Origin of the sequence: Streptococcus infantis (assembly GCF_021497965.1) — a bacterium.
Taxonomy (GTDB): domain Bacteria; phylum Bacillota; class Bacilli; order Lactobacillales; family Streptococcaceae; genus Streptococcus; species Streptococcus infantis_B.
The window spans coordinates 215,689-242,540 of the sequence record NZ_CP046525.1 but is presented as its reverse complement, the minus strand read 5'-3'; the positions used below and the strand labels follow the sequence as shown (position 1 = coordinate 242,540).

General features: G+C 38.5%; 27 protein-coding genes and 1 pseudogene. 2 read left to right on the top strand and 26 right to left on the bottom strand.

What is annotated here, in order from left to right; translation table 11 throughout:
* Window positions 1-139: 139 nt before the first annotated feature.
* The 25 genes and pseudogenes from rpmH to GOM46_RS01100 all read right to left on the bottom strand — a co-directional run bounded on the left by rpmH (window position 140) and on the right by GOM46_RS01100 (window position 25,197).
* Window positions 140-274 (bottom strand): 50S ribosomal protein L34, encoded by a 135-nt coding sequence (rpmH, locus tag GOM46_RS01220; RefSeq protein ID WP_000831905.1) that lies wholly within the window; start codon window positions 272-274, stop codon window positions 140-142.
* 144 nt (window positions 275-418) lie between these two features.
* Window positions 419-1,633 (bottom strand): pyridoxal phosphate-dependent aminotransferase, encoded by a 1,215-nt coding sequence (locus tag GOM46_RS01215; protein WP_235083720.1) that lies wholly within the window; start codon window positions 1,631-1,633, stop codon window positions 419-421.
* Window positions 1,634-2,107: 474 nt separating this feature from the next.
* Window positions 2,108-3,568 (bottom strand): glutamate--tRNA ligase, encoded by a 1,461-nt coding sequence (gene gltX, locus GOM46_RS01210; RefSeq protein ID WP_235083719.1) that lies wholly within the window; start codon window positions 3,566-3,568, stop codon window positions 2,108-2,110.
* Window positions 3,569-3,699: 131 nt separating this feature from the next.
* Window positions 3,700-4,176: pseudogene (pgi, locus tag GOM46_RS01205) on the bottom strand (glucose-6-phosphate isomerase); the annotation flags it as partial.
* Window positions 4,177-4,372: 196 nt separating this feature from the next.
* Window positions 4,373-4,744, bottom strand: a complete 372-nt coding sequence (locus tag GOM46_RS01200; RefSeq protein ID WP_033585537.1) for a PTS glucitol/sorbitol transporter subunit IIA — start codon at window positions 4,742-4,744, stop codon at window positions 4,373-4,375.
* Between the two features lie 97 nt (window positions 4,745-4,841).
* Complete coding sequence (locus GOM46_RS01195; protein ID WP_000120696.1) at window positions 4,842-5,822, bottom strand: PTS glucitol/sorbitol transporter subunit IIB; 981 nt, start codon at window positions 5,820-5,822, stop codon at window positions 4,842-4,844.
* Window positions 5,823-5,835: 13 nt separating this feature from the next.
* Window positions 5,836-6,381: a PTS glucitol/sorbitol transporter subunit IIC gene (locus tag GOM46_RS01190; protein WP_001015684.1), complete on the bottom strand. Its 546-nt coding sequence runs from the start codon at window positions 6,379-6,381 to the stop codon at window positions 5,836-5,838.
* A complete protein-coding gene (locus GOM46_RS01185; protein ID WP_001086645.1) occupies window positions 6,378-6,875 on the bottom strand; it encodes a transcriptional regulator GutM in 498 nt (165 codons plus the stop codon). Before GOM46_RS01185 ends, GOM46_RS01190 begins: the two co-directional genes overlap by 4 nt.
* Entirely contained in the window at window positions 6,875-8,701 is a 1,827-nt protein-coding gene (locus tag GOM46_RS01180) for a BglG family transcription antiterminator (RefSeq protein ID WP_080981318.1), read from the bottom strand. Before GOM46_RS01180 ends, GOM46_RS01185 begins: the two co-directional genes overlap by 1 nt.
* Window positions 8,702-8,763: 62 nt before the next feature.
* Entirely contained in the window at window positions 8,764-9,564 is an 801-nt protein-coding gene (locus GOM46_RS01175) for an SDR family oxidoreductase (RefSeq protein ID WP_001000837.1), read from the bottom strand.
* Window positions 9,565-9,747: 183 nt separating this feature from the next.
* A complete protein-coding gene (locus GOM46_RS01170; protein ID WP_000018239.1) occupies window positions 9,748-11,097 on the bottom strand; it encodes a glucose-6-phosphate isomerase in 1,350 nt (449 codons plus the stop codon).
* Window positions 11,098-11,268: 171 nt separating this feature from the next.
* Window positions 11,269-11,958: a gamma-glutamyl-gamma-aminobutyrate hydrolase family protein gene (locus GOM46_RS01165; protein WP_070889112.1), complete on the bottom strand. Its 690-nt coding sequence runs from the start codon at window positions 11,956-11,958 to the stop codon at window positions 11,269-11,271.
* A 137-nt stretch (window positions 11,959-12,095) separates the two neighbouring features.
* Window positions 12,096-13,862 (bottom strand): ABC transporter ATP-binding protein, encoded by a 1,767-nt coding sequence (locus GOM46_RS01160; RefSeq protein WP_235083718.1) that lies wholly within the window; start codon window positions 13,860-13,862, stop codon window positions 12,096-12,098.
* Between the two features lies 1 nt (window position 13,863).
* Window positions 13,864-15,570: an ABC transporter ATP-binding protein gene (locus GOM46_RS01155; RefSeq protein WP_235083717.1), complete on the bottom strand. Its 1,707-nt coding sequence runs from the start codon at window positions 15,568-15,570 to the stop codon at window positions 13,864-13,866.
* 191 nt (window positions 15,571-15,761) lie between these two features.
* Window positions 15,762-16,463, bottom strand: a complete 702-nt coding sequence (locus GOM46_RS01150) for a histidine phosphatase family protein (RefSeq protein WP_235083716.1) — start codon at window positions 16,461-16,463, stop codon at window positions 15,762-15,764.
* A 58-nt stretch (window positions 16,464-16,521) separates the two neighbouring features.
* Window positions 16,522-16,959, bottom strand: coding sequence for a competence type IV pilus minor pilin ComGG (gene comGG, locus GOM46_RS01145; RefSeq protein ID WP_235083715.1), 438 nt, complete (start codon window positions 16,957-16,959; stop codon window positions 16,522-16,524).
* Complete coding sequence (gene comGF / locus GOM46_RS01140; RefSeq protein WP_235083714.1) at window positions 16,937-17,398, bottom strand: competence type IV pilus minor pilin ComGF; 462 nt, start codon at window positions 17,396-17,398, stop codon at window positions 16,937-16,939. The genes comGG and comGF overlap by 23 nt, the downstream gene beginning before the upstream one ends.
* The gene (gene comGE, locus GOM46_RS01135; protein ID WP_025169999.1) at window positions 17,361-17,663 is read right to left on the bottom strand and encodes a competence type IV pilus minor pilin ComGE; all 303 of its coding nucleotides are present in this window, start codon (window positions 17,661-17,663) and stop codon (window positions 17,361-17,363) included. The genes comGF and comGE overlap by 38 nt, the downstream gene beginning before the upstream one ends.
* The gene (gene comGD / locus GOM46_RS01130; RefSeq protein ID WP_029689590.1) at window positions 17,626-18,060 is read right to left on the bottom strand and encodes a competence type IV pilus minor pilin ComGD; all 435 of its coding nucleotides are present in this window, start codon (window positions 18,058-18,060) and stop codon (window positions 17,626-17,628) included. Before comGD ends, comGE begins: the two co-directional genes overlap by 38 nt.
* A complete protein-coding gene (gene comGC / locus GOM46_RS01125) occupies window positions 18,023-18,346 on the bottom strand; it encodes a competence type IV pilus major pilin ComGC (protein WP_235083713.1) in 324 nt (107 codons plus the stop codon). The genes comGD and comGC overlap by 38 nt, the downstream gene beginning before the upstream one ends.
* Window positions 18,347-19,390 (bottom strand): competence type IV pilus assembly protein ComGB, encoded by a 1,044-nt coding sequence (gene comGB, locus GOM46_RS01120; RefSeq protein WP_235083712.1) that lies wholly within the window; start codon window positions 19,388-19,390, stop codon window positions 18,347-18,349.
* Complete coding sequence (comGA, locus tag GOM46_RS01115) at window positions 19,314-20,252, bottom strand: competence type IV pilus ATPase ComGA (protein WP_235083711.1); 939 nt, start codon at window positions 20,250-20,252, stop codon at window positions 19,314-19,316. Before comGA ends, comGB begins: the two co-directional genes overlap by 77 nt.
* A gap of 51 nt (window positions 20,253-20,303) precedes the next feature.
* Window positions 20,304-20,681, bottom strand: a complete 378-nt coding sequence (locus GOM46_RS01110) for a DUF1033 family protein (RefSeq protein WP_006150119.1) — start codon at window positions 20,679-20,681, stop codon at window positions 20,304-20,306.
* A 165-nt stretch (window positions 20,682-20,846) separates the two neighbouring features.
* Window positions 20,847-21,998, bottom strand: coding sequence for an N-acetylglucosamine-6-phosphate deacetylase (nagA, locus tag GOM46_RS01105; protein WP_006150219.1), 1,152 nt, complete (start codon window positions 21,996-21,998; stop codon window positions 20,847-20,849).
* 580 nt (window positions 21,999-22,578) lie between these two features.
* Window positions 22,579-25,197, bottom strand: a complete 2,619-nt coding sequence (locus tag GOM46_RS01100; RefSeq protein ID WP_235083710.1) for an SEC10/PgrA surface exclusion domain-containing protein — start codon at window positions 25,195-25,197, stop codon at window positions 22,579-22,581.
* A 164-nt stretch (window positions 25,198-25,361) separates the two neighbouring features.
* Here GOM46_RS01100 and GOM46_RS01095 point away from each other — a divergent pair, with 164 nt between their 5' ends.
* On the top strand, window positions 25,362-25,700 hold the full coding sequence (locus GOM46_RS01095) for a helix-turn-helix domain-containing protein (protein WP_235083709.1): 339 nt from the start codon (window positions 25,362-25,364) through the stop codon (window positions 25,698-25,700).
* Between the two features lie 15 nt (window positions 25,701-25,715).
* Here GOM46_RS01095 and GOM46_RS01090 read toward each other — a convergent pair whose 3' ends face one another.
* The gene (locus GOM46_RS01090) at window positions 25,716-26,261 is read right to left on the bottom strand and encodes a hypothetical protein (RefSeq protein ID WP_235083708.1); all 546 of its coding nucleotides are present in this window, start codon (window positions 26,259-26,261) and stop codon (window positions 25,716-25,718) included.
* Window positions 26,262-26,492: 231 nt separating this feature from the next.
* On the opposite strand from GOM46_RS01090, the gene GOM46_RS01085 reads away from it, so the two are divergent.
* Window positions 26,493-26,849, top strand: coding sequence for a hypothetical protein (locus GOM46_RS01085; protein ID WP_235083707.1), 357 nt, complete (start codon window positions 26,493-26,495; stop codon window positions 26,847-26,849).
* Window positions 26,850-26,852: the final 3 nt, after the last annotated feature.

Here is a 26,852-nt window from a genome sequence, read left to right as displayed (position 1 = left end):
CTTTTTCTAAATGTGATTTTTTCAAGACGTCTTCTAAAGTTTTCAGACTAAATCAATCACCTTAGAACATTCTCTTTTAGATAACAGAAAAGTCAGTAGGCTCGAGTTCCTACTGACTTCTTTGTTTAATTCGTTTGGGTTATGCAGCCAAAACTTTGCGTCCTTTGCGACGACGAGCTGCCAATACGCGACGACCGTTTTTAGTTGACATACGGTTACGGAATCCGTGTTTGCGCGCACGACGAAGTTTACTTGGTTGATAAGTACGTTTCACGATGAATACCTCCTCATAGATTTTGTATTCGTTTAGCCGGCTATAAAGTGATCAGTTACTAAACATACTTTACTATTCTATCTGATTCTTACTTATTTGTCAATAGCTCTGACAAATGTTTCCAGCTTTTTTACTATGAAAGCCTTATCTACGATACTGCTTCAAGAAACGAGTCATCTTCTCTTGGATTTGGGCTAACTCATCGACACGTGGAAGATAAACAATACGGAAGTGGTCTGGATCTTTCCAGTTAAAGCCACGCCCATGTACTAAAAGCACCTTTTCTTGTTTCAAGAAATTAAGGACAAATTGTTCATCATCGTCGATACGGTACATATTACGATCAATCTTAGGGAAGATATAAAGACCTGCTTTTGGTTTAACAGCAGACAAACCAGGAATATCTTGAATCGCATTATAAATAAAGTTTCTTTGCTCGTAGATGCGACCACCTGGTAAGAGCAATTCATCCACCGACTGATGACCACCAAGGGAGGTTTGAACTACCTGCTGGGCAAGTACATTCGAACAGAGGCGCATATTTGAAAGCATATTGAGACCTTCAATGTAGCCTTTTACGTGATGTTTAGGTCCAGACAAGACCATCCAACCCACACGGAAACCAGCAATACGGTGAGATTTAGACAGACCATTCATACTGACACAGAAAAGGTCTGGAGCCAAACTTGCGACTGGTGTGTGGACATTGCCATCCATAACCATACGGTCGTAAATTTCATCCGCAAAGATAATCAAGTCATTTTGACGAGCAATCTCGATGATATCTAGTAAGAGTTCTTTAGGGTAAAGAGCCCCAGTTGGATTATTCGGATTAATCAAAACAATGGCCTTGGTATTTGAACTAATCTTAGACTTAATGTCATCTAGGTCTGGATACCATTCCGCTTCTTCATCACAGATGTAATGAACGGCATTTCCCCCAGCCAAGCTGACAGCAGCAGTCCAAAGTGGATAATCAGGCATAGGAACCAAGACCTCATCGCCATTGTCCAAGAGACCTTGCATAGACATAACGATTAGCTCACTAACCCCATTCCCAAGGTAGATATCATCAATATCCACATTGGGGAATTTCTTTAGTTGGCAATACTGCATGATGGCCTTACGAGCTGAAAAGATACCTTTTGAATCTGAATAGCCTTCACTATCACGGGCATTCATAATCAAGTCGTGGATAACCTCATCTGGAGCTGTAAAGCCAAACTCAGCTGGGTTCCCTGTATTCAAACGAAGAATTTTTTCTCCATTTGCGCGCATGCGCATAGCTTCTTCCAAAACTGGACCACGGATATCATAAGCCACATGCTCTAATTTTATTGATTTGTTAAATTCTTTCATTCGAGTTCCTCTATTCATCAGGATAGTTAATATTATACCACTCCAAAACGAAATCGTAAATTTCTCAGTACTATTCCACAAAAAAACCTTGCTTAACGCAAGGTAACAGAGCAAAGTCGATTTCTTTCTATTTTTGGAGAAGAAAGAGTTGATAGGTTCTCTAAATAATGGCCAATAGCGACCAAAATCCTTATAGAAAAACTCTTGTGATCGAAAACAAGGTCTTTGTAGCGGATGGTAACTGCATAGATGAGGAATCTCTCCTTACATCCAGCAAAACGCAAAGAAAAAATAAGTAGACTCACCAACATTAAATGTAATGTCTGGGCTAATACGAGTCTCATTGTAAAGAATATACCATCGCATTACTTTATTTCCCTTGCCCTGTCACCTCATATTATACAATAAAATCTTTGCATTTTCAAATAAGTAAACACAAAAAAAGAACTCAATATATGAGTTCTTTTTAAGGTACTATTTTGCAATTTCTTCCAACATTTTTTCGATGTGTTGGATGGATTTTTCACGTCCAAGCAAGTAGATGGTATCTGGCAATTCAGGACCATGCATTTCACCTGAAACGGCGATACGGATTGGCATGAAGAGATTTTTCCCCTTGATACCAGTTTCCTTTTGAACTGCTTTAATTTGTGGGAAGATATTTTCTACCACAAACTCATCGTCTGACATGGCTTCGAGTTTCGCTTTGAAAGCCTCAAGTACAGTCGGAACGGTTTCACCAGCCATGACTTCTCGCTCAGCTTCGGTCAATTCTGGGAAGTCTGAGAAGAAAAGGTCTGTCAATGGAACAATTTCGTCCACTGACTTCATTTGTGGTTTGTAGAGCTCCACCAATTTCTCAGCCTTGTCTGTCAAACGTCCCGCTGCTTCGAGGAATGGTTTGGCCATTTCAAAGATAGTCTCAAGATCCGCATTCTTAATGTACTCATTGCTCATCCAGTCCATTTTCTTCTGATCGAAGGCTGCTGGAGACTTGCTGAGACGGTTTTCATCAAAGAGGTTGATGAGTTCTTGACGAGAGAAGATTTCGTCTTCCCCGCCAGGGTTCCAGCCAAGAAGGGCGATGAAGTTAAAGACTGCTTCTGGAAGGTAGCCTTTCTTGCGGTAATCTTCGATAAATTGAAGGGTGTTAGTATCACGTTTAGATAACTTCTTACCAGTTTCAGAGTTGATAATCAAGGTCATGTGACCAAATTCAGGTGCTTCCCATCCAAGTGCTTCATAAACCATGAGTTGTTTTGGTGTATTAGCAATGTGGTCATCCCCACGGATTACGTGAGAGATTTGCATATCGTGGTCATCAATGACAACGGCAAAGTTGTATGTTGGGTAGCCATCTTTCTTTTGGATAACCCAGTCACCACCAATATTGCCACCTTCAAATTCGATATCACCTTTGACCATATCATGCCACTTGTAGATACCTGACTCATTGACAGCCAAACGAACAGTCGGGATAATCCCCGCTGCTTCACGTTCTGCAACGTAAGCTGCTTTTTCTTCTTGGCTCATACCAAGGTATTCGTTGATATAGCGAGGTGTTTCCCCAGCTGCTTCTTGGCGTTCACGTTCCACTGCTAACTCTTCTTCTGTTACATAAGATTTGTAGGCTTTTCCTTCAGCCAAGAGTTGGTCGATGTATCTTTGATAAAGTTCCAAACGTTCTGATTGGCGGTAGTTTTCATGAGTCTCTGGACTTTCATCCCAGTCCATGCCCAACCAACGAAGGTTTTCAAGCTGTGAACGTTCTCCATCTTCGACGTGGCGCTTACGGTCAGTATCTTCGATACGGATGATAAAAGTCCCACCATGATGACGGGCGTAAAGGTAGTTGAATAATGCTGTACGGGCATTTCCGATGTGTAGTAGTCCTGTTGGACTTGGTGCGTAACGTACGCGGATATCTTTTGACATATCTTCTCCTATAAAGTCTCTAGGCGTCTGCCTTTTTGCTCTCTATATTATATCACAAGTCTTGCCAGAGTCCAATTTCTCTTTTCGAGAAAAAGCAAAAAGAGTGGTAAAACCACCCTTTTTATATCCTATTATAGACGAGCGTTGAGTTCTTTGCTCAATTCTTCAAATCCTGGTTTACCAAGAAGGGCAAACATGTTACGTTTGTAAGCTTCAACACCTGGTTGGTCAAATGGGTTGATGGCATTCAAGTAACCTGAAAGGGCGATAGCCAATTCGAAGAAGTAGATTGTGTAACCAAGAGTGAAGGCATCTTTCTCAGGAAGAGTTACGTACATGTTTGGTACGTCACCATCTGTGTGGGCAAGAAGAACACCGTCAGTTGCTTTTTTGTTAACGAAGTCAACGTCTTTTCCCTGAAGGTAACCAAGTCCATCAAGATCTTCTTCCAAAGTAGGGATAATCACGTTCTTACGTGGTTTGTCAACACGGACAACTGTTTCAAACATGATACGAGTTCCTTCTTGGATAAATTGACCCAATGAGTGTAGGTCTGTTGAGAAATTAGCTGAAGTTGGGTAAATCCCTTTTTGGTCTTTTCCTTCTGTTCAGGCACCCCTTGTGGATGCATCTGCTGGAAATTCCCTTGCACTGACTGGCTAGTTTGATTGACTTGCCAATCAACCACTGCGTCATCTATTTTTTCTAATTTAGACCCAGAAGCCTGGACTTTTGGTCCAGGCTCTGAATCAATTTTTTAGACTTTTATTTTTCTAAATTGCTTGATTTGAAATTTTATTATGGTTAAGCAGTTTCAAAAATCTGAATGGTAGAATCTTTATCAATTACTACCGCTTGATCTGCTACAACATGGAGTGTACCAGGAAGGCTCCCCTCTTTTGAACCATCAAAAGAAATCGTGATATGTCCCAGTCCAGTTAAATTTTTTTCTACTACATTTCCTACGGAACTAATCGAATATTCCTGATTATCTACCACCAGCTTGCCACCTTCTAGTATTGAACCTAGCAGATTTTTGTTATCAATCTTAAAACAATACTCTGATAAATCTTCTGGTGCTTCTTCTCCAAATAAAATGAGCATATTGGCATCTTGAATCATATTCTGAGCTTCAGACCCTACTTGAATTACTTTAGTTTCAAAAATTTTCTTCATCTGATTTCTATTCATACTTTCTCTAATTTGTCATAAACTTAGGCTTATAGATAAGTTTAACATAATAGTTCTCTGTTTTCAGGCATCTATCAAAGGTCTACTGATAAAGACCAATACTAGCTATCCAAGCAACTAGCACCCGCGGAACACCATTGAGAAAGCGTGAATAAAGTACCGAAGGGACACCAACCTCAACTGTTTCAGCCTTGGCTTCAGATAGGCCGAGTGCTACAGGAATGAAATCACAACCGTTTTGAGTGTTGATAGCAAATAAAGCTGGCAGAGCCATTTGGGGCGGAATAGTCCCTTTTCCGATTTCGACTCCAATTAAAGTTCCAATAATCTGACTAATAACAGCTCCGGGACCTAACAAAGGAGATAGGAATGGTAAGGAACAGATAAAGCCAATTAAAACGAGTCCCCAGATGTTCCCCGCTAGGGGAACCATTAATTTTGCCAGCCAATTTCCAACACCAGATCCTTGAATAACCCCAATCAGCAAGGAAACAAAGGCCATGAAAGGAATTATTGTATTGAGCATTGTTTGGATGGCTTCACGAGCAGCCTGGTTGAAAGTTGCAACGACCTTACCAGCCCCCATCCCAATTCGTGCTACAATACTTGTTTCAGCTTTTTGCTCTGTAATTTTTTTACTAGTATCGTAAGTTGGCTTTTCAGTTACCACAGTTGTCGCTTTTTCGTCTTCATTAGCAGCAGAAATTTGATTAAGGCCAACTGCTGACACATAGATTTCCTCGGTTATATATTGAGCTAGAGGCCCACTTTTCCCTGTAGCGACAATATTTATTGTAGGGATTCCCTTTTTAGGATAAATACCACAGCGAAGAGTACCGCCACAATCCACGATTGCTAAAGCAATTTCCTCATCTGGGATAGAAGTTTTAAACCCATTAACAGCTTCCATACCGGTCAAATCAGCAATTTTATCTACAATATCTGGCTTTTCTCCGCCACCAGTAATATAGATGAATTTATGCTTAGCTTCACTAGGTGTAATGACCAAAGGTCCTCCGAAACCGCCATTTCCTTTAACAACTTTTATACTCTTATATGACATAATTTCACTCTTTCTATAAATCAAATGTTTTACTCAAGGTAACACCTTGCTGTTTTGCTACATAAGCAGTTGTAAAATCGGTTACCCAACCACCTACAAAGTTCATGACAAGCCCAACAAGCATGTAACGAATGGCTAAGTCCATTTGACTTAAACCTAAAGTTTGAATTCCTGTCGCAATTCCCATCCATACAAATAATTCCCCAGGATTGATATGTGGAAATACACCATTTGAAGTATGGCAAAACTGCATCTGAGCTGCTACAAAACTAGGTTTATAATATTCTGGTAAGAAACGTCCCATACTGATTGCCATCGGATTTCCCAGCATAAAAGCTGAAATGAAAGGTAAAATCATATACCGGCTAACAGGATTTTTGGCAGAAATCTTAGCCAGGGAATTGACCTTCTCTTCTCCCAAGAAAGCGATAAGGGTATTCATTGCAATCAATAGCATTAAGACAAGCGGTACAATATTTGTCATCCAGCTAATAAAGGTTTCTCCACCTAATTGGAAGAGTTTCATAAAACTCTCTGCAAAATTTGTAATGTGATTCATAAGGAACTCCCTTTCTTATTTTTTTTAAATAACTGTTTAATAGATAATTGTAAGTAATTCGCATAAAAGCCGAATCCCAGAAAAGAATCAGATGAACTTGTCTCTTTCTCAATACCTGCCTCATGCCAAAGATAGACTTTTCTAGCATCTTCTATGGCTGATTGCATCAACTTATTTTCTTTTCTCACAAGAGGATTATACTTGTCAAAATAATGGATGTCTTCTCCAACATAATCGTCCATATTTTGAAAACGTGCTAAGATTGTGACTCCTTGCATTTTGCTAGCTTTAAGAACCCGACCGTTTTCATCAACCGCGAACATGACAATCGTACCGGATTTGATTCTTCCGGACTTCCTGCCAATCGCTACGCGCCCCAGTCTTCGGAGCATCGTATAGGTCTTATTGAAGTCTTTGAGTTGCTGCCAGCCGAGGAACATTTGAAATATATAAGCTGCCATGACAAATACAGCGAAAATTATTAGCGAATTCATTAAAATACTCCTTTGCTCTTAGAAAATGATAGAAACTCTGTCTCTGTTTCTACAGCCCTCAAAGCTTCTTTTAGAGAAGGCTCTCCTGCAATTCGAAAAATGTCGTCATACAATTCCAGCAATTCACTCTCCATTTTGCTTTCAATTTCTGAGGGAATGGCGACTAGAAAGATAAATTCAATCCAATCATCTCCTTTTTGATAAGGCTCTTCTAGCTTTCCAAACATTAAAATAGTCTTTGCATAACCCTGGTTAATTGTATGGGGGAAGGCAATTCCTCCACCAAAAATGGTTGATTGTTTTTTCTCCCTATCAATTATCCGATTTCTAAAACCTTCATCAATCATCTGAAGTTTCTCTAACTCTGCAACCATATTTAGCAAGTATTGCTGATAGGTTTTTTGGGGACTCAACCGAAGAAAACGTAAGCTGACTGTTTCTAGATTTTTTTGATGAAAAGCATTGGCCCTCTGCCATTCTTCCCGCAGCCATTGATCATCAAAAAGATGATTAACTTGAATGACTGGAGATTTAGAATCTTTATATTTTAGAGGAACTGTCGTAAAAATCGCGAAATAGTCCTGATTCAAATCCAGATTAAAATCCTCTTCAGAATACTGAGTAATGTCTACATCATTTCCAAGGATTCGTCTGAGTTGCTGAATAATCATCGCAGCAGTTCCTCTTCCTGTTGTGCAAACTACTGCTATCTGCTTGCGAGAACCATTTACAACAGAGTTTTGCTTTCTTAAAATCATTTCAAAATACAAAGCCAGATATCCGATTTCAGATAATTCCAATTCAGAACCAAAAATTGCAGACAGTTCTTCTCCAGCAATTTTCGCCATTTCAAAAGCAAAAGGATATTGAGTTTGAACCTCGCCATGGAATATATCATTAGCTTGCACATGGAAAATCAGTCGATTGATTAAGGGGCCTAGATGAGACTTGATTTCTTCAAATAATTCTTCATCATCAAAGTTAACCAACATTGTTTCTTTGACTTTCTTGACAATCCCTTGAAAAATGTTTGCAAGCTGTTCAGATTGATAAGACGGCTTGCTTAAAGTGTCAATAAAACGGATATTAAACGGAAAACACAAAAAGTCTATTTCAAACTGACTGAGGGAAATCTTATAAGTCATCTCAATATGATAGATTAATTTTTCAACCAAAGGTGTCTCTGTTAAATCATTCCTATAGTAAGGAATAGGGCAACTCAACACCCTAGATGCATAAATACGCTCCACCATAATTGAAATTGTCTTTCGAAGGAGTTCCTTTGTTTCTTTCGGGATTTTATACTCCTGGAGTAGCGTCTCCAGAAAAGAAGATGTTGCCTCGGTGAGTGTCTTTCCTTCAAAGTAAGGGGCCACTTGGTGAATATAGAGCAAGCGCAAATTCAGCTCGGACCCCAAGACCTCCAGCCCACGGTTGGGCTTTCCTGAAATAGTGATAGAGTAACTCTCTGCCAAAGATTTTACTTGTTTTAAATCCTTATTAAGGGTACTTCTACTAACACCTGCCTCCTCAGCCAAGTCGTCAATAAGAAGAGGGGAGGTTGACTTAATTAAACGTTTTAGTAAATAGGCAATTCTTTTACTGGAAGAATTGAAGTCACTCTCCCGTTTTAAACTACCAGATAAAATCCTTTCCAACTCAGTATAGTCATACACCTCTAACATTAACTTATCATCTTGTGAGATAATCTGGATACTCGGAGCCAAAACATCATTTAATTGTTGGATACTCTTTTGCAAGGTTTGCATACTAATATCCAGCTCTGAGCGCATATCTACCAAGGAATAAGTTGGCTGTGAGACCATTTTTTCTAAAATGTTATACCATCGATTTACTATGGTCAACTCTCTTCCTCACCTTCATTTTTTTAACCGCGAGTTTTCCCCCCGGCAATATTTGTAGTGACTCCAGTTATATAGCTAGAACGGTCTGAAATATAGAATGCTACAAGGTCAGCTACTTCCCGTAGTTTACCACTTCGTCCCAAAGGAGTTGTTGAAGTTGAAGCATAACCAGCTCGAATATCTTCTACCGTCTTTCCACGGGTATAAGCAAGAGCTTCCTCATAAGAAAGAGTTCGAAGTCCCGTAGCTTCCATAATTCCTGGAGCAATTCCAACCACACGTACACCATGCTTACCCAGCTCTTTTGCCCATGAACGAGTGTAACTATAGACTGCTGCTTTTGTGGCAGCATAGGCACTTTGTCCTTCAGAACCTTCCAAGCCTGCTTCTGAAGCCATGTTCACAATTACACCTTTTCCATTTTTCACTAAAATACGTCCCACTGCCTGACTAACCAGATACAAACCTTTTTGATTAATCATCGTTACTTTTTCGAACGTCTCATCGTCCAATTCGTAAGGACCTTTAGGATTTTCTGCATCGATTAATAATCTAGGGATATTAATCCCTGCATTATTGACCACTGCATCAATATTGCCAAATCTTTCAACTATTTTGGCAACACCCTCTTCTACTTCAGAGCGAGAAGTTACATCAACTTTTACAAATAATAGATTTGGATGACGCAAATCGTTGTCGCTAAGATCGAAATTCGCTACATTGACACCTAATTCCAGCAATTCTTCAACGATTGCCTTACCGATCCCAGATGACGCGCCAGTCACAAGAACTGTTTTGCCTTTTATGTTTAACCAATCATTCATTTTGATACCTCTCAAATTTTATTTACAAGGCAATTATACAGCGCTTTCATAAAAGAATTAAGACACTCTTTTTTACACTTTTAAAAAAAATAATAAACTAATTAAGAGGCTTGTACTAAAAATCCACAAGAAATGAACTTGTGGATCTTTTTATATTCTAAATGAACTCAAAGCATATGAGAATCAAAGGCGTGCATTCAACTCAGCACCCAGCTCTTCAAAGCCTGGTTTCCCAAGAAGAGCAAACATGTTTTTCTTATAAGCTTCAACTCCAGGCTGGTCAAATGGATTGATACCATTCAGGTAGCCAGAAAGAGCAATAGCCAACTCAAAGAAGTAAATAGTGTAGCCCAAAGTGAACTCATCTTGCTCAGGCAGTGTCACAAACATATTTGGAACTCCACCATCAGTGTGTGCTAACAGCACTCCATCTGTAGCTTTTTTATTGACAAAGTCAACATCTTTTCCTTGCAAGTAGCCAAGACCGTCCAAGTCTTCTGCCAATTCAGGAATCAGCACATTTTTGCGAGGTTTATCTACACGGATAACTGTTTCAAAGAGGATACGGGTACCTTCCTGGATAAATTGTCCCAGAGAGTGCAAGTCTGTTGAGAAGTTAGCTGAAGTTGGATAAATCCCTTTTTGGTCTTTCCCTTCTGACTCACCAGCCAGTTGCTTCCACCACTCAGAGAAGTATTGCAGAGATGGTTCATAGTTAGCTAGAACTTCTGTCAGATAACCTTTACGGTACAAGATATTGCGTACAACTGCATATTGATATGCTTCATTTTCAGCCAACTTATCAGAAGCATAAGCCTTGCGAGCAGCATTTGCTCCTTCCATTAACTTGCTGATATCAGCTCCTGCAGCTGCGATTGGCAAGAGCCCCACTGCTGTCAATACTGTAAAACGACCACCTACACTATCAGGCACTACAAAAGTATCCCAGCCATTAGCATCTGCTTCAACTTTAACTGCACCTTTAGCGCGGTCTGTAGTTGCGTAGATACGTTGGTTAGCTTCTTCTTGACCGTACTTCTTAACCAAGAGTTCTTTGAAGACACGGAAAGCAATAGCCGGTTCAGTTGTTGTACCTGATTTAGAAATCACGTTTACTGAGAAATCTTTGTCTGATACATAGTCTACCAAATCAGCCAAATAGCTTGAAGAGATAGAGTTTCCAGCATAGAGGATCTGAGGTGCCTTGCGTTCTTCCTTTCTTTGCAAGTTTACAAATGAATTATTCAAGAAATCAATAGCTGCACGAGCTCCTAAATAGGAACCACCAATACCGATTACGATCAATACCTCACTATCAGATTGGATTTTAGCAGCAGCCTTTTGAATACGAGCAAATTCATCTTTGTCATATTCTTCAGGTAAGTTCAACCAGCCAGTCATTTCTGCCCCAGGACCTGTACCATTTCTCAGAGCAGAATCTGCTGCAGTCACTTGAGGCTGCATATAATCTAGTTCATGTGGTGCAACAAATTTATCTAATACTTTTGAATAATCAAATTTAATATGTGACATAATATTCCTCCAAAATTTCTTCTCTTCTATCATAACCCTTACCTTAGATTTTTTCAAGTTTTTATACTGAATTTTTCCAAATTTTATCATAATTTAAACATTTGCGTAAAAAATGTTACAATATTAAAATTTGAACGAAATAAGACAAAAAAACGACTAGGTTTCCAGTCGTTACAATTCATTCAATAAATACTCAAATAATTCTAAGTTGCCATCCTCTTTATTGACCAAAAATTCTGGATGCCACTGCAAACCAATAATACGGTGTTCATCGATAGATTCGATTGCTTCAATCGTTTGGTCACGTGGATCTACTGCAGTTACGCGGAAATTAGGTGCCAAGTCTTTAATACTTTGACGATGAACTGAGTTTACTTGACTTTCTTTACTAAACAACTTGGACACAACACTTCCTTCCACTGTTTCAATAGAATGTGAAGTTCCAAAAGGTAGACCTTGCCAATGACCTTCAATCTCCTGATTGAGTGTACCACCAAAGGCAACGTTTACCAACTGAACGCCACGGCAAATGGCTAAGATTGGCTTGTTCTGACGCAAGGCTTCTTGTAGAAGAGCTAGCTCAAACTCGTCGCGAGCTAGATTATAGTCATCGCTATCAATTGTTTTTTCCTCACCATAAAACTGAGGATGAACATTTTGTCCTCCAGTCAAGATGAGCTTATCAATCATTTCTACATAGTCATGGACAAGTGTCTCATCACCAACCGGAATGACCAAAGGAAGTCCGCCAACCTGACGAATACTTTCAGCAAATTTACAGGATACAGATGAGTGGATGTTTTTTCCTTCTGCGTCTACAGGACATAGGTTTGCCGCTACTCCAACAACTGTTCTTACCATTACTGACTTCCTTTCGTTCTCCATTGATAATCTTATCTTATCACCCTTACCCACTCCTGTCTAATATGTATTTTTTAAGTCCGTGATAAAATTTTTTTATCAGAAAAAGTTGCCCAAAATTAGGACAACTTTTTTGCTTATTCAAAGACAAATTGATTATGGTACAGTTCGGAGTAAAAGCCTCCAAGCTTGAGTAATTCGTGATGATTTCCTTGTTCGATAACCTCACCATCCTTAAGGACAATAATCTGATCGGCATTGAGAATAGTTTTCAAGCGATGGGCAATCACAAAGCTCGTTCTTCCTGCCACAATTGCCTCCATAGCATTTTGAATCTTGCTCTCTGTTACAGTATCCACGTTTGATGTTGCCTCATCCAAGATTAAGACCTGGGGATCCGTCATTAAGGTTCGAGCGATGGAAATCAACTGCTTCTGACCGGTTGAGAAGACGCTCTGGTCATCATTAATCAGAGTATCGTACTTATCTGGTAGACTTTCGATATATTCATGGATATGTGTAGCCTTAGCAGCTGCTTCTACCATCTCCTGACTAGCATCTGGTACACCGAATCGAATATTGTCCCGAATAGTTCCGCTGAACAAAACAGAATCCTGCAAGACAATTCCCACCTTACTTCGCAAACTGTCTAAATCAAACTCGCGAATATCTCTGCCATCAAAGCTGATACTTCCTGCATCCACATCATAAAAACGATTTATGAGGTTCATGATAGTTGTTTTCCCTGAACCTGTCGGACCAACTACCGCAATCATTTTTCCTTTTGGAGCTGAAATGCTAACATCTTTCAAAATTGGTTGTCCTGGAAGGTAGGAGAAGTCCACGTTACGAATCTCCACACCTTCTTTTAATTCGTTAAATACTGGAGCATCTTGAGGTCGAATTTCTTCTTCTGCATCAAACATTTCTTGGATACGGTCCGCACCTGTAAAGGCCAGTTGCAAGCTTCCCCAGCTCGCTGCTAATTGGATAATGGGCTGGTAATACTGTTGCGAGAACTGAGTAAACATGACAATCAAGCCCAGAGCAGTTGCTGTCTCGATGTTCTTATCATTTAGTAAGACAGCTGAACCGACAAAAATAACAATAGCTGTATTGACCAAGCTCATTCCGTTCATGACAGGAAAGAGAATTCCTGAAAACATTCTGCCCTTAAAGGTTGCTTTTCGAACACGTTCATTTTGCTCGACAAAACCAGCAATCACATCTTCTTGGATACCTTGAACGATAACTGCTTTTTGTCCAGAGATACTCTCATCCATATAAGCATTGAGCTTCCCAACTTCTTTTTGTTGGAGGTTGGTGTATTTCCGCGCTAGCTTTAAGATAAAGAACAACATGACAACTGCTATCGGAGTGCTAGCAGTCGTAATCAAAGCCAAGGTAACATTTTTTGCAAACATGACAATCAGCAAACCAATGTAAAGGGCAATATTGGTCATGACAGACACAAGACTTTCATTAAAAGCTTGGAGAATATTATCCAAATCACTGGTAAAACGAGACAGAATATCCCCATCTTGATGACGGTCAAAGAAGGAAACTGTCAGGCGAGAAAGCTTGCCAAAAAGCCCCTTACGCATCTCATTTGTAGATTCAGCAATAATGCGGCTCATCAAGACCATATAGATGAGACTAGACACCACGAGCGCAATCAAAACATAGGCAAGATTAATAAGGAGTCCGTATAGACTTTGCCAAACCATATCTGAATTTCCATTTTGATAGGCTATAACCAAATTAGCTAGTTCCGTTACTGTTTGACCTGCAAAAACTGGAAAGAGAGCTTGTGCTACCGTTGCAATGATAATCATAGTGATAACAACGACAAAGGATATCTTGTAAACTTTAAAATAGTTCCAAAAAAATCGAAATGTCTTCATCCTACTCCTCCTTTCCTTTTTGCGTTTCGTAAATTTCTCGATAAACTGGGTTTGTTGCAACCAAGTCAGCGTGTTTGCCTTGACCAATCAAGCGGCCTTGATCAAGCACTAAAATTTTATCCGCATGAACAACAGAGCTTATTTTTTGGGCGATGATAATCGTAGTTGTCCCCTTCAAATCCTTGTTAAGGGCTTCTTGAACCAAGCGTTCTGATTTGGCATCAAGTGCAGAGGTTGAATCATCGAAAATCAATATTTTAGGATTGCTGACAATCCCACGCGCAATAGACATTCGTTGTTTTTGTCCACCAGAAAAGTTGGTCCCACGTTCCTCGACCGGACTTTCAAAAGCCAAGTCCATGCGACTGATAAATTCACTAGCTTGTGCGATACGAGCTGCGCGTTCCATTTCTGAAACTGTCGCATCTCCCTTTCCTTGTCTGAGATTATCTGCGATGGTTCCACTAAAGAGAATGGCTCTCTGTAAGACGATAGAAACTGTTTTGCGAAGTGTCCCTTCACTAACTGTACGAATGTCCTTTCCGCCAATTTTGATCGAACCTTGCTGAGGATCAAACAGTCGTGGAATCAACTGAGCCAAGGTTGATTTCCCTGCACCAGTTGCTCCGACAACCCCAACCATCTCACCAGCTGCAATATCGAAGGAGACATCTTTTAGGATAGGTTCTTCATCATTTGGATAGGTGAAGGTCACATTTTCAAAGCTGAGACTTCCTTCCAAATCTTCATCTTCCACATCCTTAAAGGTCATAGCCGGTTCTGTATCCAGGATTTCACGAATACGACGGAGGGAAATCATGGCACGAGTGACTGAGTTCCCCAAAAATCCGACCATAACGATAGTAAAGATAATCTGACTCAGATAGTTTACGAAGGAAGCAATGGAACCAACCACTGAAGGATCTGACTCTGCCATACCTGCTACAAGCCAGATTGAAAGAAAGACAGCACCGTAAGAAATCAACATCATTGCAGGTTGAACAATAGAAAAAGCATAGCCGATATAAAGGTTTTCTCCCAGCAACTCATCTGACACTTGCGTAAACTTATTAAACTGATCTTTCTCTCGAACAAAAGATTTGACCACGCGCACACCACGTAAATTTTCTTTTGCAATAGCATTGATACGCTCTAATAAGGTCTGGAATTTTGCAAAGCGAGGCCCCATCATTCCCATCATAAGACCCGTCATAGCAACGATCAAAACGACCATAAGAACCAGCACCCACCACAACGAAGGCAAGGTGACAACAGCTAATATAAAGGAACCAATAAATAAAATCGGTAGTCGAAAGAGGATTTGGAAGGTCATCATAACGACGTTTTGAATCTGATTGATATCGTTGGTCATACGGACAACGAGGTTCCCTGCATTAAACTTCTCAATATTGGCGTATGAAAAAGTTTGAATCTTACGAAAGGCATCTTCCCTTAGGTCAGAAGAAACTCCTTGCGCAATGTAGGCTGCTAACACAACATTGATTCCACCTGCGACCAAACCAATCAAGGCAACAAGAATCAACCAAAAACCGATACTATAAATAGCCTCATTATCACCTGTTAGCAGTGCCTCTAAAACTTCCTGCAAATAACGTGGTTGCAGAAGTGAACTTGCGACCATTAATCCTGTCATAACCAAGGAAGCCAGAGCCTGCCATTTATAGGATTTTATTTTCTGAAACAGCATATTTCCTCCTTATAAGATAGACAAAAGGGAACGACAGCTCTGTCAGTCCCTTCTTATGCTTTCATGTTGATGCTATTCTAACAAAAAAGAATGCTATTGTCAAAGCACTCAGCTCTCGCAAGCTTGTGCAATGACGACATCAGCATTCTATTAAATCATTTAAAAAAATCTTCTGCCTTTGTGGAGAATGTTTATTGCTCTGAACTATCTTGCTCGTCTAATTGAGCTCGTCCAATTTCACGGTAACTACGATCCCCAACAATCTTGACTGAGAACTGACCATCTTCATACTCAAGAATCGTCACACTTCCATTATCAAGACCATGCGGATGCATGCCGTTAATTAAATAAACAATGGTTCCAATAGTCATTCCATGGCTGACTACGAGGGCATTCCCACCCCCATTAGCTTCCATTTCCTTGGCAATGGCTTCAAACCCTTCCCAGATACGACCACTTAGTTTTTCCCAGCCTTCAGCCCAACCTGCTGTGTCTACTTCTACCAGACCCTCAGCCAGCTCAGCATAGGACAAGCGATGCACATGATCGACATTAAAGATTCGAGGGATGATACCCATAAAAAGATCTCCATCATAAGCACCATCAAAACTACCAAAGCACCATTCACGAATTCGCTTATCCATGCGATAAGGAATTTGCCCTGTCAAACCAAGTTCTTCAAGGATAATTCCCATTGTCTGAATGGTCCGCCCAGAATCGCTTGAATAAGCACGTTCAAAGGTTAAACCTGACTCCCGCAAACCAATCCCCAATTCATGAATGCCTCGTTCTCCCTCAGCTGTTAGAGGAGTATCACTCCAACCTTGAGCACGACCAATTGTATTAAACATTGTTTTCCCATGACGTACTAGATACAATTTTATACCTGACATATTCCGTCCTCCATATGTATCTATTATAGCATGATTTCAGACAAAAACCTCGTCCAAACTACTCTGTTCCGTTCTTTGAAGGTGCTAGTTTATAAGACTTAGCCGTCTCTTTTTTGCTCCCTTCTTCTTTTTTCTCCTCATTTCCTTCTTTGGGCTTATTTTCTGTTTTCTCAGACTTTTGGCCGGTCTTTTTCAAAGGTGAAAAACGAAATTCAAATTGATTTTTTCCAGTGTTAACAGTTGTTATGAAGCTCTTCTCATCATAATGATAAGTTGACTTTCCTATGTCAAATGACTGTTCTCCACTTTCAGAACTAGCTTTTTCATAAGTTCTTTTAGCCATTGCAAATGCAAGAAGCTTTTCTTTATTAAGGGCATAATCCTGATGATGAGCCACTTGTCGATTCAGATAAAACTGCAATAAGAGACTAAAAATTCCAGCAATAGTAACGGCGTAAAGGAGAACTCCAGCCCTAACTTTTTTCTTTTTCCACACGATAGATAAACTCCCTCTCAAGTCCCTTTTCAAACTGAAAATAAAAATGAACATTTTGCCCTTTTTGGTAAATATGAGCTGATTTCAGACCGTAGATCATAGGTTGATAACCACGTCCACTGGCATCTGTTTTCCGAAAATCATTTGACTTTGATTTACCCATAGAGATAGATTTCCCATCCTGTTTAATGTAAAGTCTATCATTCTCCACTTTTTCAAATTGAGTTCGATTCAACTCTGCTTCCAGCTGATCCACAAATAAGAGCCATTCCTTCTGCTCACTTTTCTGCTGGTAGCGAACTTCTGAAACCAAGAGTTGACTCATAGATTGAAAAAGAAGTAAACTCCCACTAATCACAATAAGAGCAACCAGGGATTCTAAAAGAGTAAAGGCTCTGACTCTACTTATCTTGAATCGCCAGTAATTTTTCAGTTCCATGATACACCTCCAAACCTCGCTCATTCGAGACAACATCAACCGTAAGCCCATTAACCGTCAACTGCTTTTCTCCAGTCTGCAAAGCCATACGGGCCACTCGCAAAACTTCTTCCTGTTTTAGAAGTTCTGCTTCTCTCCTTCTACTTTCTTGAATCTGTCCTAGCAAGAGGGTTGCAATACTAGCAAAAATTGCAAGGGAAATCACTGCCTCTAGCAGAATAACCGCCTTAATTTTTTGCTTCTTGAATACGTTTAATCTTTCCATTTCCTAGATATAGTTGGTAACGAACTACCTCTTTCCTTGTTTGAAATTTCACACTTGCCAGAGATGAATTCCCTCCAGCCTTGTCAAAGGTGATTGACTGATTGAACTTCAGTTGAATTCCTTTAGGGATGGCTAATTTTCGGTAACCATTATCAATACTTCTCTCTTCTAACATTAAGTTCATCTTTTGCTGACCAGCCAGACTCCGTTTCTGCGTTTCTCTATATAGTTCCTCAAACTCCATAAAGAAAATCTGCTCCTCCACAGCCGCAAAAGTGGACTGAACTGAACTTGACAAGCCCAAAGCTAACAGACTGACTATTCCTAATACCAATAGACTTTCTAGCACAGTAAAAGCCCTAATCCGCAACTGTTTGACTTGTCTTTTGCTTTGCATGATATTCTTTATAGGCTTTTGCCTGCTCGGCAGTGATACGTCCATCTGCCTGTAATTTGCTTAGACTGGCATCTTCATTTTTGTCCAGACTATAGAGTTCTGCCTGACTTTCTACCACCTTGACGACAGCCGCTTTCCCCTTGTCATTCACTGCATCCTTTTGCTTCGTCAGATTTGGCACAAAAAGCAAGAGTAGGACGCTAATGATAAGAAGAACCACTAACATTTCGATCAGAGTAAAAGCTTTTACCTTTGCTTCTTTTAATTTCATCATCATTTTTTTCATCTAAAAATTTACCTCCATATTTTGATACATTGGCAGCAACATAGCTGCGTACAATAAAACGATTAGTAGGGCTACAAAAATAAACACCAGCGGTTGAACTAGGTTCATGGTCCGATTGACTCGGGTAAAGAATGATTCCCAAGTTTTTTCCGCATAGATTTCCAATTCGCTTCCCAACTTGGATTTGACCTCTCCATATTCAATGATTAATCCCAATTCTCTTCTAAAGAAGGGATAATCTTGAACAACTTTAGAAAATTCATGACCATTTTGTAATGACTGAGATAAATCCAAACCAATTTCCTTAAAAAGTGGATTGCCCTGCTCCTGCATCATCTGGAAAATCTGTGACAATTCTAATCCTTGTCCAATCATATTTCCCCATTCTCTAGCATAATAGGCAGTCAGATAATACTGAATAAACACACCGATAAAAGGAATTCTAGCCAGAAAAGAAAAGACTTGTATCTTCCTAGATTTTCTGTAGAAAATCAATCCTGTTAAAAATGCGAGTGCTACTACTAGAGTCAGTCCGAGAAAAATCTGTGGCAAGTTACTAATCACTAAGGTAGCTATATTACTACTATCCAGTTGGGGCAAGAGATAATTTCGCAAACCCAACATAATTACCAATAAGAAAGCTAACAAAATGACTGGATAGGTCGCAACTTCAATTAACTTCTTCTTCACCTTAGCAAGATTATCAAGATACTCTTCAATTTTCCCTAAACTCAAATGAAGATTTCCATGAACTTCAGCCAATGAAAGTTGCGTGACAATCGCACTCGAAAAACCTAAAGTCCTCATCATTTCCGAGAAGGATTTCCCCTGCGAGAGTCCTAAGCGCATCTGAGATACATATTCCTTTTCCAACAAATGACTTCTATCTAAGAAGGAAGTGATTTCTACCAAGTGAAAACCACTCGAAAATAAATTGTTAAAGAGAGTGATGATTTTCTTCTGCTTACTAGTGGCTAATTTTCTCCGTTTCAGCTTGAATGGTAGTGATATGTCCTTCTTTAAGAAGTTGGTCAATTTGTTCATTCCATTTGTTTGCCTGGTGTTCCTGATAATTTTGGTTTGCAAAATCGATAATTCCTCCTCCCCCAATTAGTCTCTGGTAACAAACACCTTGTAAAACAACTGCGAGTTCATCTTCACTAACTCCAAGTTCCACAAGGCGCTCATAGACCCCACGAACACTCTTTGCATGAATAGTCGAGAATACTGTAGCCCCTGTTAAACTGGCTCGTACAACAGCACGGGCTGTTTCACTATCCCGAATTTCTCCAATAATTAAAAGGTCTGGACGATGCCGTAGGGAGAGTTTTATCAAATTTTCATAGTTCAGCCCAATTGCTTCATTAAGTTGTAATTGTAGCATCTCTTCCTGCTTAATCTCGACTGGGTCTTCAATGGACATGACTTGCTGTCCCTTGAACAATGACTTAGCTAACTCATGCATTAGAGTCGTTTTCCCACTTCCTACAGGGCCTGCAAAAAGATAAAGCCCGCGTTGTCTAAAGCCCTTTTCCAGTTCCTTAAGGTTCTGAAACCAGAAGTGCAACTCTTGTTCTTGGTCATGTAAAAGTCGAATAACTAGACTCTCATGCCCACGATAATCTCCTACAGTTGATAAACGGAGTGAAGAAACCTTGTCATCATGCTGATAGTCACAGGAACCAAGCTGGCTACGACGTTTTTCGCCTACGTTCATCCCCGTAATAAACTTAAAGTGACTAATGACAGACCCCAACTTTTCAAAATCATAGGTATCAATTAGATGTCTTTTATCTCCAATTCGCATATGTAGCTCATAAACCTGATTCTTGGGAACAAAATAAATGTCCTGCGCTCCATTCTTTTTTGCGAGACTAATCAATTCTTGTGCAAGTGCTTGTACCATATTTCCTCCTCAGTTTATTATTCGAAGAAAATATAAAAAAGAACAACTTTATTAAAAAGTTGTTCTATCTTTTTTGATACGACAAGTTCGGTGAATATCTAAACCAGTTTGTTTTTCATAACCAGGTCTAAACTTTTCGTCTGGGATGACTTGACCATCTTCCAGTAGAGCAAGCGAATGGTACTGTTGCAGAAAGTCATCACATTCCTCACACCAACGTTTATCTTCTGGATCCCAAAATATAGTCATTAAGTCTCCACGACTTTTGTAAAGCGGAATTTTCTTTTCCAGCTCAAACCAACAAGATTTATAGTACTTCAAAGCGTCATAGTAATTTTCAAATTTCTTACTCTTTATGACGTCTTCTTCCCATCCTTCTATGAACCACCAAGGCTCAAAATCCCCATACATTTCTATAACTCGATACATAGTTTCATTTCCTTTGTATCGTATATTATAGCGAATTTTTTTGCACAATGAAAGAAATTTGCTCGTTTTCAGTAACAGCCATAAAGTCTTTATAATTTACGAAATCACACAAGAAATACAGCTAACAAAAAAACAGCAACTAAGACTAGTCACTGCTTTATATTTCTATGCTTGATAACGTTTTTCACCATCGAGATAAGTTGCTACCAATTCCAAATCTTTATCAAGAACGATAAAGTCAGCATCGTAACCCTCTCGGATTTGTCCACAGACATCATCAATATGAACAGATTTTGCAGGATTCAAACTTGCCATCATGACAGCTTCGTGAGGATTTGCAATCCCCCATTCAACAACATTTTTCAAACCATCTTTAAGTTTGAGAATAGAACCTGCCAAGTTCCCTGTAGATTTAAGACGGGCAGTACCATCAGCAACTACAACTGGGAATTCACCCAACATATAGTCACCATCTTGTAAACCACCAGCTGTCATACAGTCTGTAATAAGAGCAATATTTTCAGTACCCTTTTGTTTAAGAAGAATATCACAGGCCTTAGGGTCTACGTGATGACCATCACAGATCAATTCTGCATAAGTATGTGGCAATTCATACATGGCTCCAACCATCCCAAGTTCACGGTGTGTTAAGCCACGCATACCGTTATAGGCATGAACCCATACACTTGCACCAGCATCAACAGCTTTTTTAGCTTCCTCAAATGTTGCATTAGAGTGACCAAGAGCAACCGTTACACCTTCTCCAGTAATAGTACGAACAAAGTCTTCTACACCTTCACGTTCTGGAGCAAGAGCAATCTTATTAAGAAGACCATTAGCAGCCTTCTGCCAAGCACGAAATTCATCCATTCTAGGATCTTTCATATAAGCAGGGTTTTGAGCTCCCTTATATTTTTCAGTAAAGTAAGGTCCTTCAAAATAAATACCACGAATCTTAGCCCCAGTTGCTTCTTTGTAGCGGGCACCAATATTTTCAGTAACAGCAAGTAATTGTTCGTATGATGAAGTTAAAGTTGTTGGCAAAAAGCTGGTTACACCCGTACTAAGTAGACCCTCACTCATTGTATGAAGCGTACCTTCAATGTTATTATCCATAACATCAACCCCACCAAAACCATGAATGTGAGTATCCACAAGACCTGGTGCAATACTATAACCACTATAATCAATAATTTCAGAACCTTCTGGCACTTGATCTACATGTTTACCAAATTTTCCTTCAACAAGTTCTAAAAAACCGCCACGACGAACCCCATGCGGATAGAAAAATTGATCAGCTTTAATATATTTAGGCATAATCTTTACCTCCATAAAACAATTTTCTGATATTTATTATGTCAATTACATTATAAACCTTTATAATTAATTTGTAAATGGTATAGACCTATCTTAGTTAAAAATAATGTGAAATAATTGAAGATTTAGTAAAAATAAAGTAAAAAATATCAATAAAGGTGAAATTTATGAAAAGTAATTTTAAGTAACTATGAGAAAAAAATTGGAAGAAAAAATAAAAAAGACAAGGCACGAAAACCTTGTCTGTATTACTATACCGGCGGCCAACAAACTAGCGTTAAAATAAATTAAAATAAATAACCAAAAAGCGATTAAATCAAGATGTTATCACACGCTAGTTAGTATTCAAAATTGAGAAGTTGACCAATGGTTGACCAAATAAATTTTTAGTTTTTGCTATAATTTCTAAGTTGAAAAATTTAATAATTTCAATTTTTGATACATAGTTCGATACTGTGTTCGGCACAATGGGTATAGTCCAATATTCATTCTCAAAACTAGTTTAAATAGCGCAGTCTTTTAAACTAGCTTTGTGAATACAAAAAATCTTCCTACATATGTAAGAAGATTTTTTATTATTCTAGTTCTTTCTACGTACCGTTACAAGTCCAAATGCTCCAAGAATTGCACCGAGTACCAACATTGCAATACTCGATGATTCGCCTGTTTCTGGCAATGATTTTGCACGTTCTACCCGTGAATAAGTCGGCTTACTTGATGCCTGTTGCTGACTTGTATATGTTTGACCCTTTACGATAACATTCCCTGTGTTGTCAATAGTAACATTTTTATCACTTGCGTAAGCCTGCTTCGATTTATCATTGCTTGTTTTTGGATGTTCAACACTAATTTGTCTTTTATCACGTACAACAACTTTTCCGTCAACAATTTCAACATCTTTACCTGATGCAATAGCTTGTTTTAGTGCTTTAATATCAATTTCAGGACGCTCTTCAGAAATAGGTGTGTCTTTAGGAACAGCAACAATTGTTCCATCTGATAATTTTGTAACGTTGTTGTGTTTTGATTTTTCTTCTAAATCTTGAAGCTTATCAAACGTATCTTGAAGCTTAGCTAGTTTTGCTTGCTCCTCAACAAGTTTTGTATTAATAGCACTAACTTTATTTTTTGCATTTTCTGCTTTTTCTTTAACTTCAAGAAGTTTTGCTTCTTTTTCTTTCAGCTCTGCTTTTGTTTGTGCAAGCTTTTCTGAACTCTCAACGTAAGCTTTTAATTCTTCAGCAAGAGCTTTAGCTTCTGTAACCAAACGGTCTTTTTCTTCAACCAATTTGGCTTTTAGAGCTTGAAGATTTTCAAGTTTGCTTTGTTGTTGAGCAAGTTCAGTTTTAGCATCAGTAAGAGCTTGAACTTTTTGTTCTTTAACTAATTGAGCTGATTCAAGAGCTGATTTAGCATCATCAAGAGCTTGTTTCTTAGATGCAAGGTCAGCTGAGAAGTTATCAACTGCTTTTTGAGCTTCAGCTTGACGTTTTTGTGCGTTGTCAAGAGCAAGTTTTGCAAGACGCAAGTTGTTTTCAGCAACAGTAGTTTGGATTGGTGTAGCAGTAGCATCAGCCAATGTCTTTTCTGCTGAAGTTTTAAGGTCTAAAGCGTTAGCATAGTCAGTTGATGCTTGTTTAAGAGCATCATTTGCTTTTTCTGAAGCAGTTTGAGCTGTATCTTTTTCAGCTTTAGCAACGTCATAAGCTTTTTGAATTGCTTCAGCATCCTTTGGATTTACAAGGTCTTTACCTTTATCACTGAAAGCAATTACTAACCAGTAATAACCGTTGATGTTTGCAACATCAAGACCAACTTTTGCTCTTGATGCAAAGTCAAGGTTAGCTTTCAAGTGTCCCCATTTTGATGGGGCATCACCAAATGAAGTATGAAGTAGAGAGTCAACAACGGCTTTCTTCAAGTCATACATTGATGTGAAGTATTCTTTTGAACCTAAGCCTGCAAGGTTTTCAACACCTAGACCAATGTGACCGTGAGTTACTGGACTTTGACCACGTTCGGTGTAAGCTTTAGCTCTTTCAGTAGCAAGTGCGATAGCTTCTTTTGTTGTACCTGTGTCTTCTTTTGATGCAACTGAGTATTTTCCGTTACCTTTTAATTGTTCACGGATTTCCTTCAATCCTTGAATGTACAAATGAGAAATTTCTTCTTTTTGTGCATCTGTCAAGTTATCAAGGTCAACAGGTTCATTTTTAGAGCTTTCTGAGATTAAAGATTCTGATTTTGAATTTTCCCAGATTTTAGCACCAGTGCTAGTCATTAGTTCATCGCTACCTGAAGCAATAGCTTTCTTGAATTGAGTCAAATCTGGAATTTTGACAATATCAATTCTATTTAGAGCTTTAGTAGCTTCATTAAATTTATCTTTAGCTTGAGAAAGTGTTGATGTAGCATCATTAGCTTTTGTAGTAGCTGAAGCAAGGTTTCCTTTAGCTTCATTGACTACAGTTGTTTTAGCATTAACAGCTGTTTGAGCGTTGTCAATAGCTTCTTGACGTTTTTGGTCAGCTTTCTTAGCATCAGTCAAAGCTGTGTCTGCAAGAGTGACATTCTTTTTAGCACCCTTAGTTTCAGCTTTAGCTTCGTCAAGTTTATCTTCAGCTTGAGCAAGTCCAGTTCCTGAAATTGCGTCTTTAGCAGATTGAACTTGAGTTTCTTTAGCAGAAACATTAGCATTAGCATCTTTTAGTTCTTGTTCAGCGTTAGACACACCTGTTTGAGCTTTAGTTACAGTTTCAGTTTGAGTTGCAATTTTTGCATCAGTATTAGCTGTTTCTGTTTCGTTTGCTTTTTGGTCAGCAAGATTAGCTTTCTGGTCTGCTTTATTAGCTTCAATGTTTTGAGGTGTTGCTTTAGAAGCAACTTCTTCAGCGTGTTTAACAGCTTCAGTAGCTTCAGTTACTTCTGTTTGAGCGCTAGACACTTGCTTGTCAGCTTCATTAGCTTTATCTTGTGCATCAGTAAGTTGTTCTTTAGTTTGTTCTACAACTTTCTTTTGAGCATCAAGAGCTGGTTTGATGTCTGATGATTTTTCAGCAGAAGGCTTTTCAACAAGTGCTGGTTCATTTACGCTTGTTGCCGTATCTACATCAGAGTTAGCTTCTTGAGCAAATGTAGGCACAACAGCTGATGCAAGCCCAATAACTGCTGTTGTAGTTAACGTTTGCAATTTTTTCATCAATTTCTCCTTTAATCACATTATTGAGTGATTTTTATAGTTTCATTATGTTATTTTATCATTAATCAGTGTAATATTCAACACTTATTATTGTTCTAAGTGTAATTTATACTACTTATTATTTATAATTTTTATCTTTACAATATAAAGTGAAGGTAAAAAATATGAATCAAAATAACTTACAAACATTTATTGCAAAAAGAATTAGATACTTACGCCTTACAAAAGGATTAAGTCAAGAGAAACTTTCAGAATTGGCTGGATTGGGTTCTAAACATATTCATAACATTGAAAACGAAAAATATAATTTTCAAATACAAACACTGAATAAAATTCTAACTGCTCTTGAAGTAGATGAAAGAACTTTTTTCAACTTTGATTTCCCAATCCAAAGTAAAGAAATTGAAAACATCATCAGTCAACTTGAACAGCTTTCAGAGCCACAAAAAACAGATATAATAGATGCAATATCCACTTTATTAAACAATATAAACAACCGCTGAGAAAATCTCAGCGGTTTATTTTTTTTTCAAATAACCATCATTTCCTAGTAATCTATTTTCTGCATCAATAATTTCAAGCGGACGTACTACGCCGTAGTTCCCAACATGTAATTTATATTTTTCTACCTTTTCAACATCCTTATAAAATAATTCAATATCAAATTCTAGTCCTAGAGCCGAAAACAAATTTTTCAGCATCGTAGATACAAGCTCCTTCTCTACTCTATGATTAACCAGTGACCATTCTCCTACATCTACTAGTTCAGATTCAGAATTCTCAAATGATAATTTTTCTGCTTTAGCTCTTTCTTTTTCTTGCTTAATTTTACGTTTTTCAAGTGCTTTATATTTTACTTCGTCATTGTTATAATCATCAATAATACTCTTGATAATATCTTCATCATAGAACTTAGGATTTTCTCCTAGTTCTGAATTATATTCGTACCCCTGTAAAATTGAACGACATCTTTCTGCTGACAAAAACAACTTTTCTCTTAAATACGCACTAGTTTGATACTTTTTACCTTCATAAAATTTTTCTTTAATTGAATTTTTTGACATTACACACCCTCCATTTTTACAATCGGTTAATATTTGCATATAATCGGTTATTTAAACAAGAATATTATACCACTTATTTATTTATATGTCAAACTTTTAAGTAACACCGTTTAAATAACAATCGTTTATATAGACGATTTTATATTGAATTAACCGGTTATTTTTGTTACGATAATAGTGTAGCAATCGCAAAAAGCTACCGCAAATTTAAATAAAAAGGAGGTACCACTTATGGTATTCTTTAAAAAAATTAATGGCTACAGTGCTAGCCTTGCAGAACAAGCTCTTTCAAATGAGGTCGTTAAGTTAGTAGGTAAACAGTTAGAAATTCAATATGAATTTGAAGAAACTGGCGAAGTTATCAATGGTAAAGAAAAAATGAAACGTACTGATAAAATCCAAGCTTATCAAGTATACGTTGCAACTGACAATCACAATCCTTTCAAAGTCAAGTTTTTACCTGAAGATAAACCAGACCTATCTAAGATTGATATCGGAGATGTTGTTGAATTTGAAGGGTTAGAAGCATTTGAAAATCAGTACGGACAGCTTTTTTTCAGAGCATCAAGTATCAAGAAAGGAAAATAACTG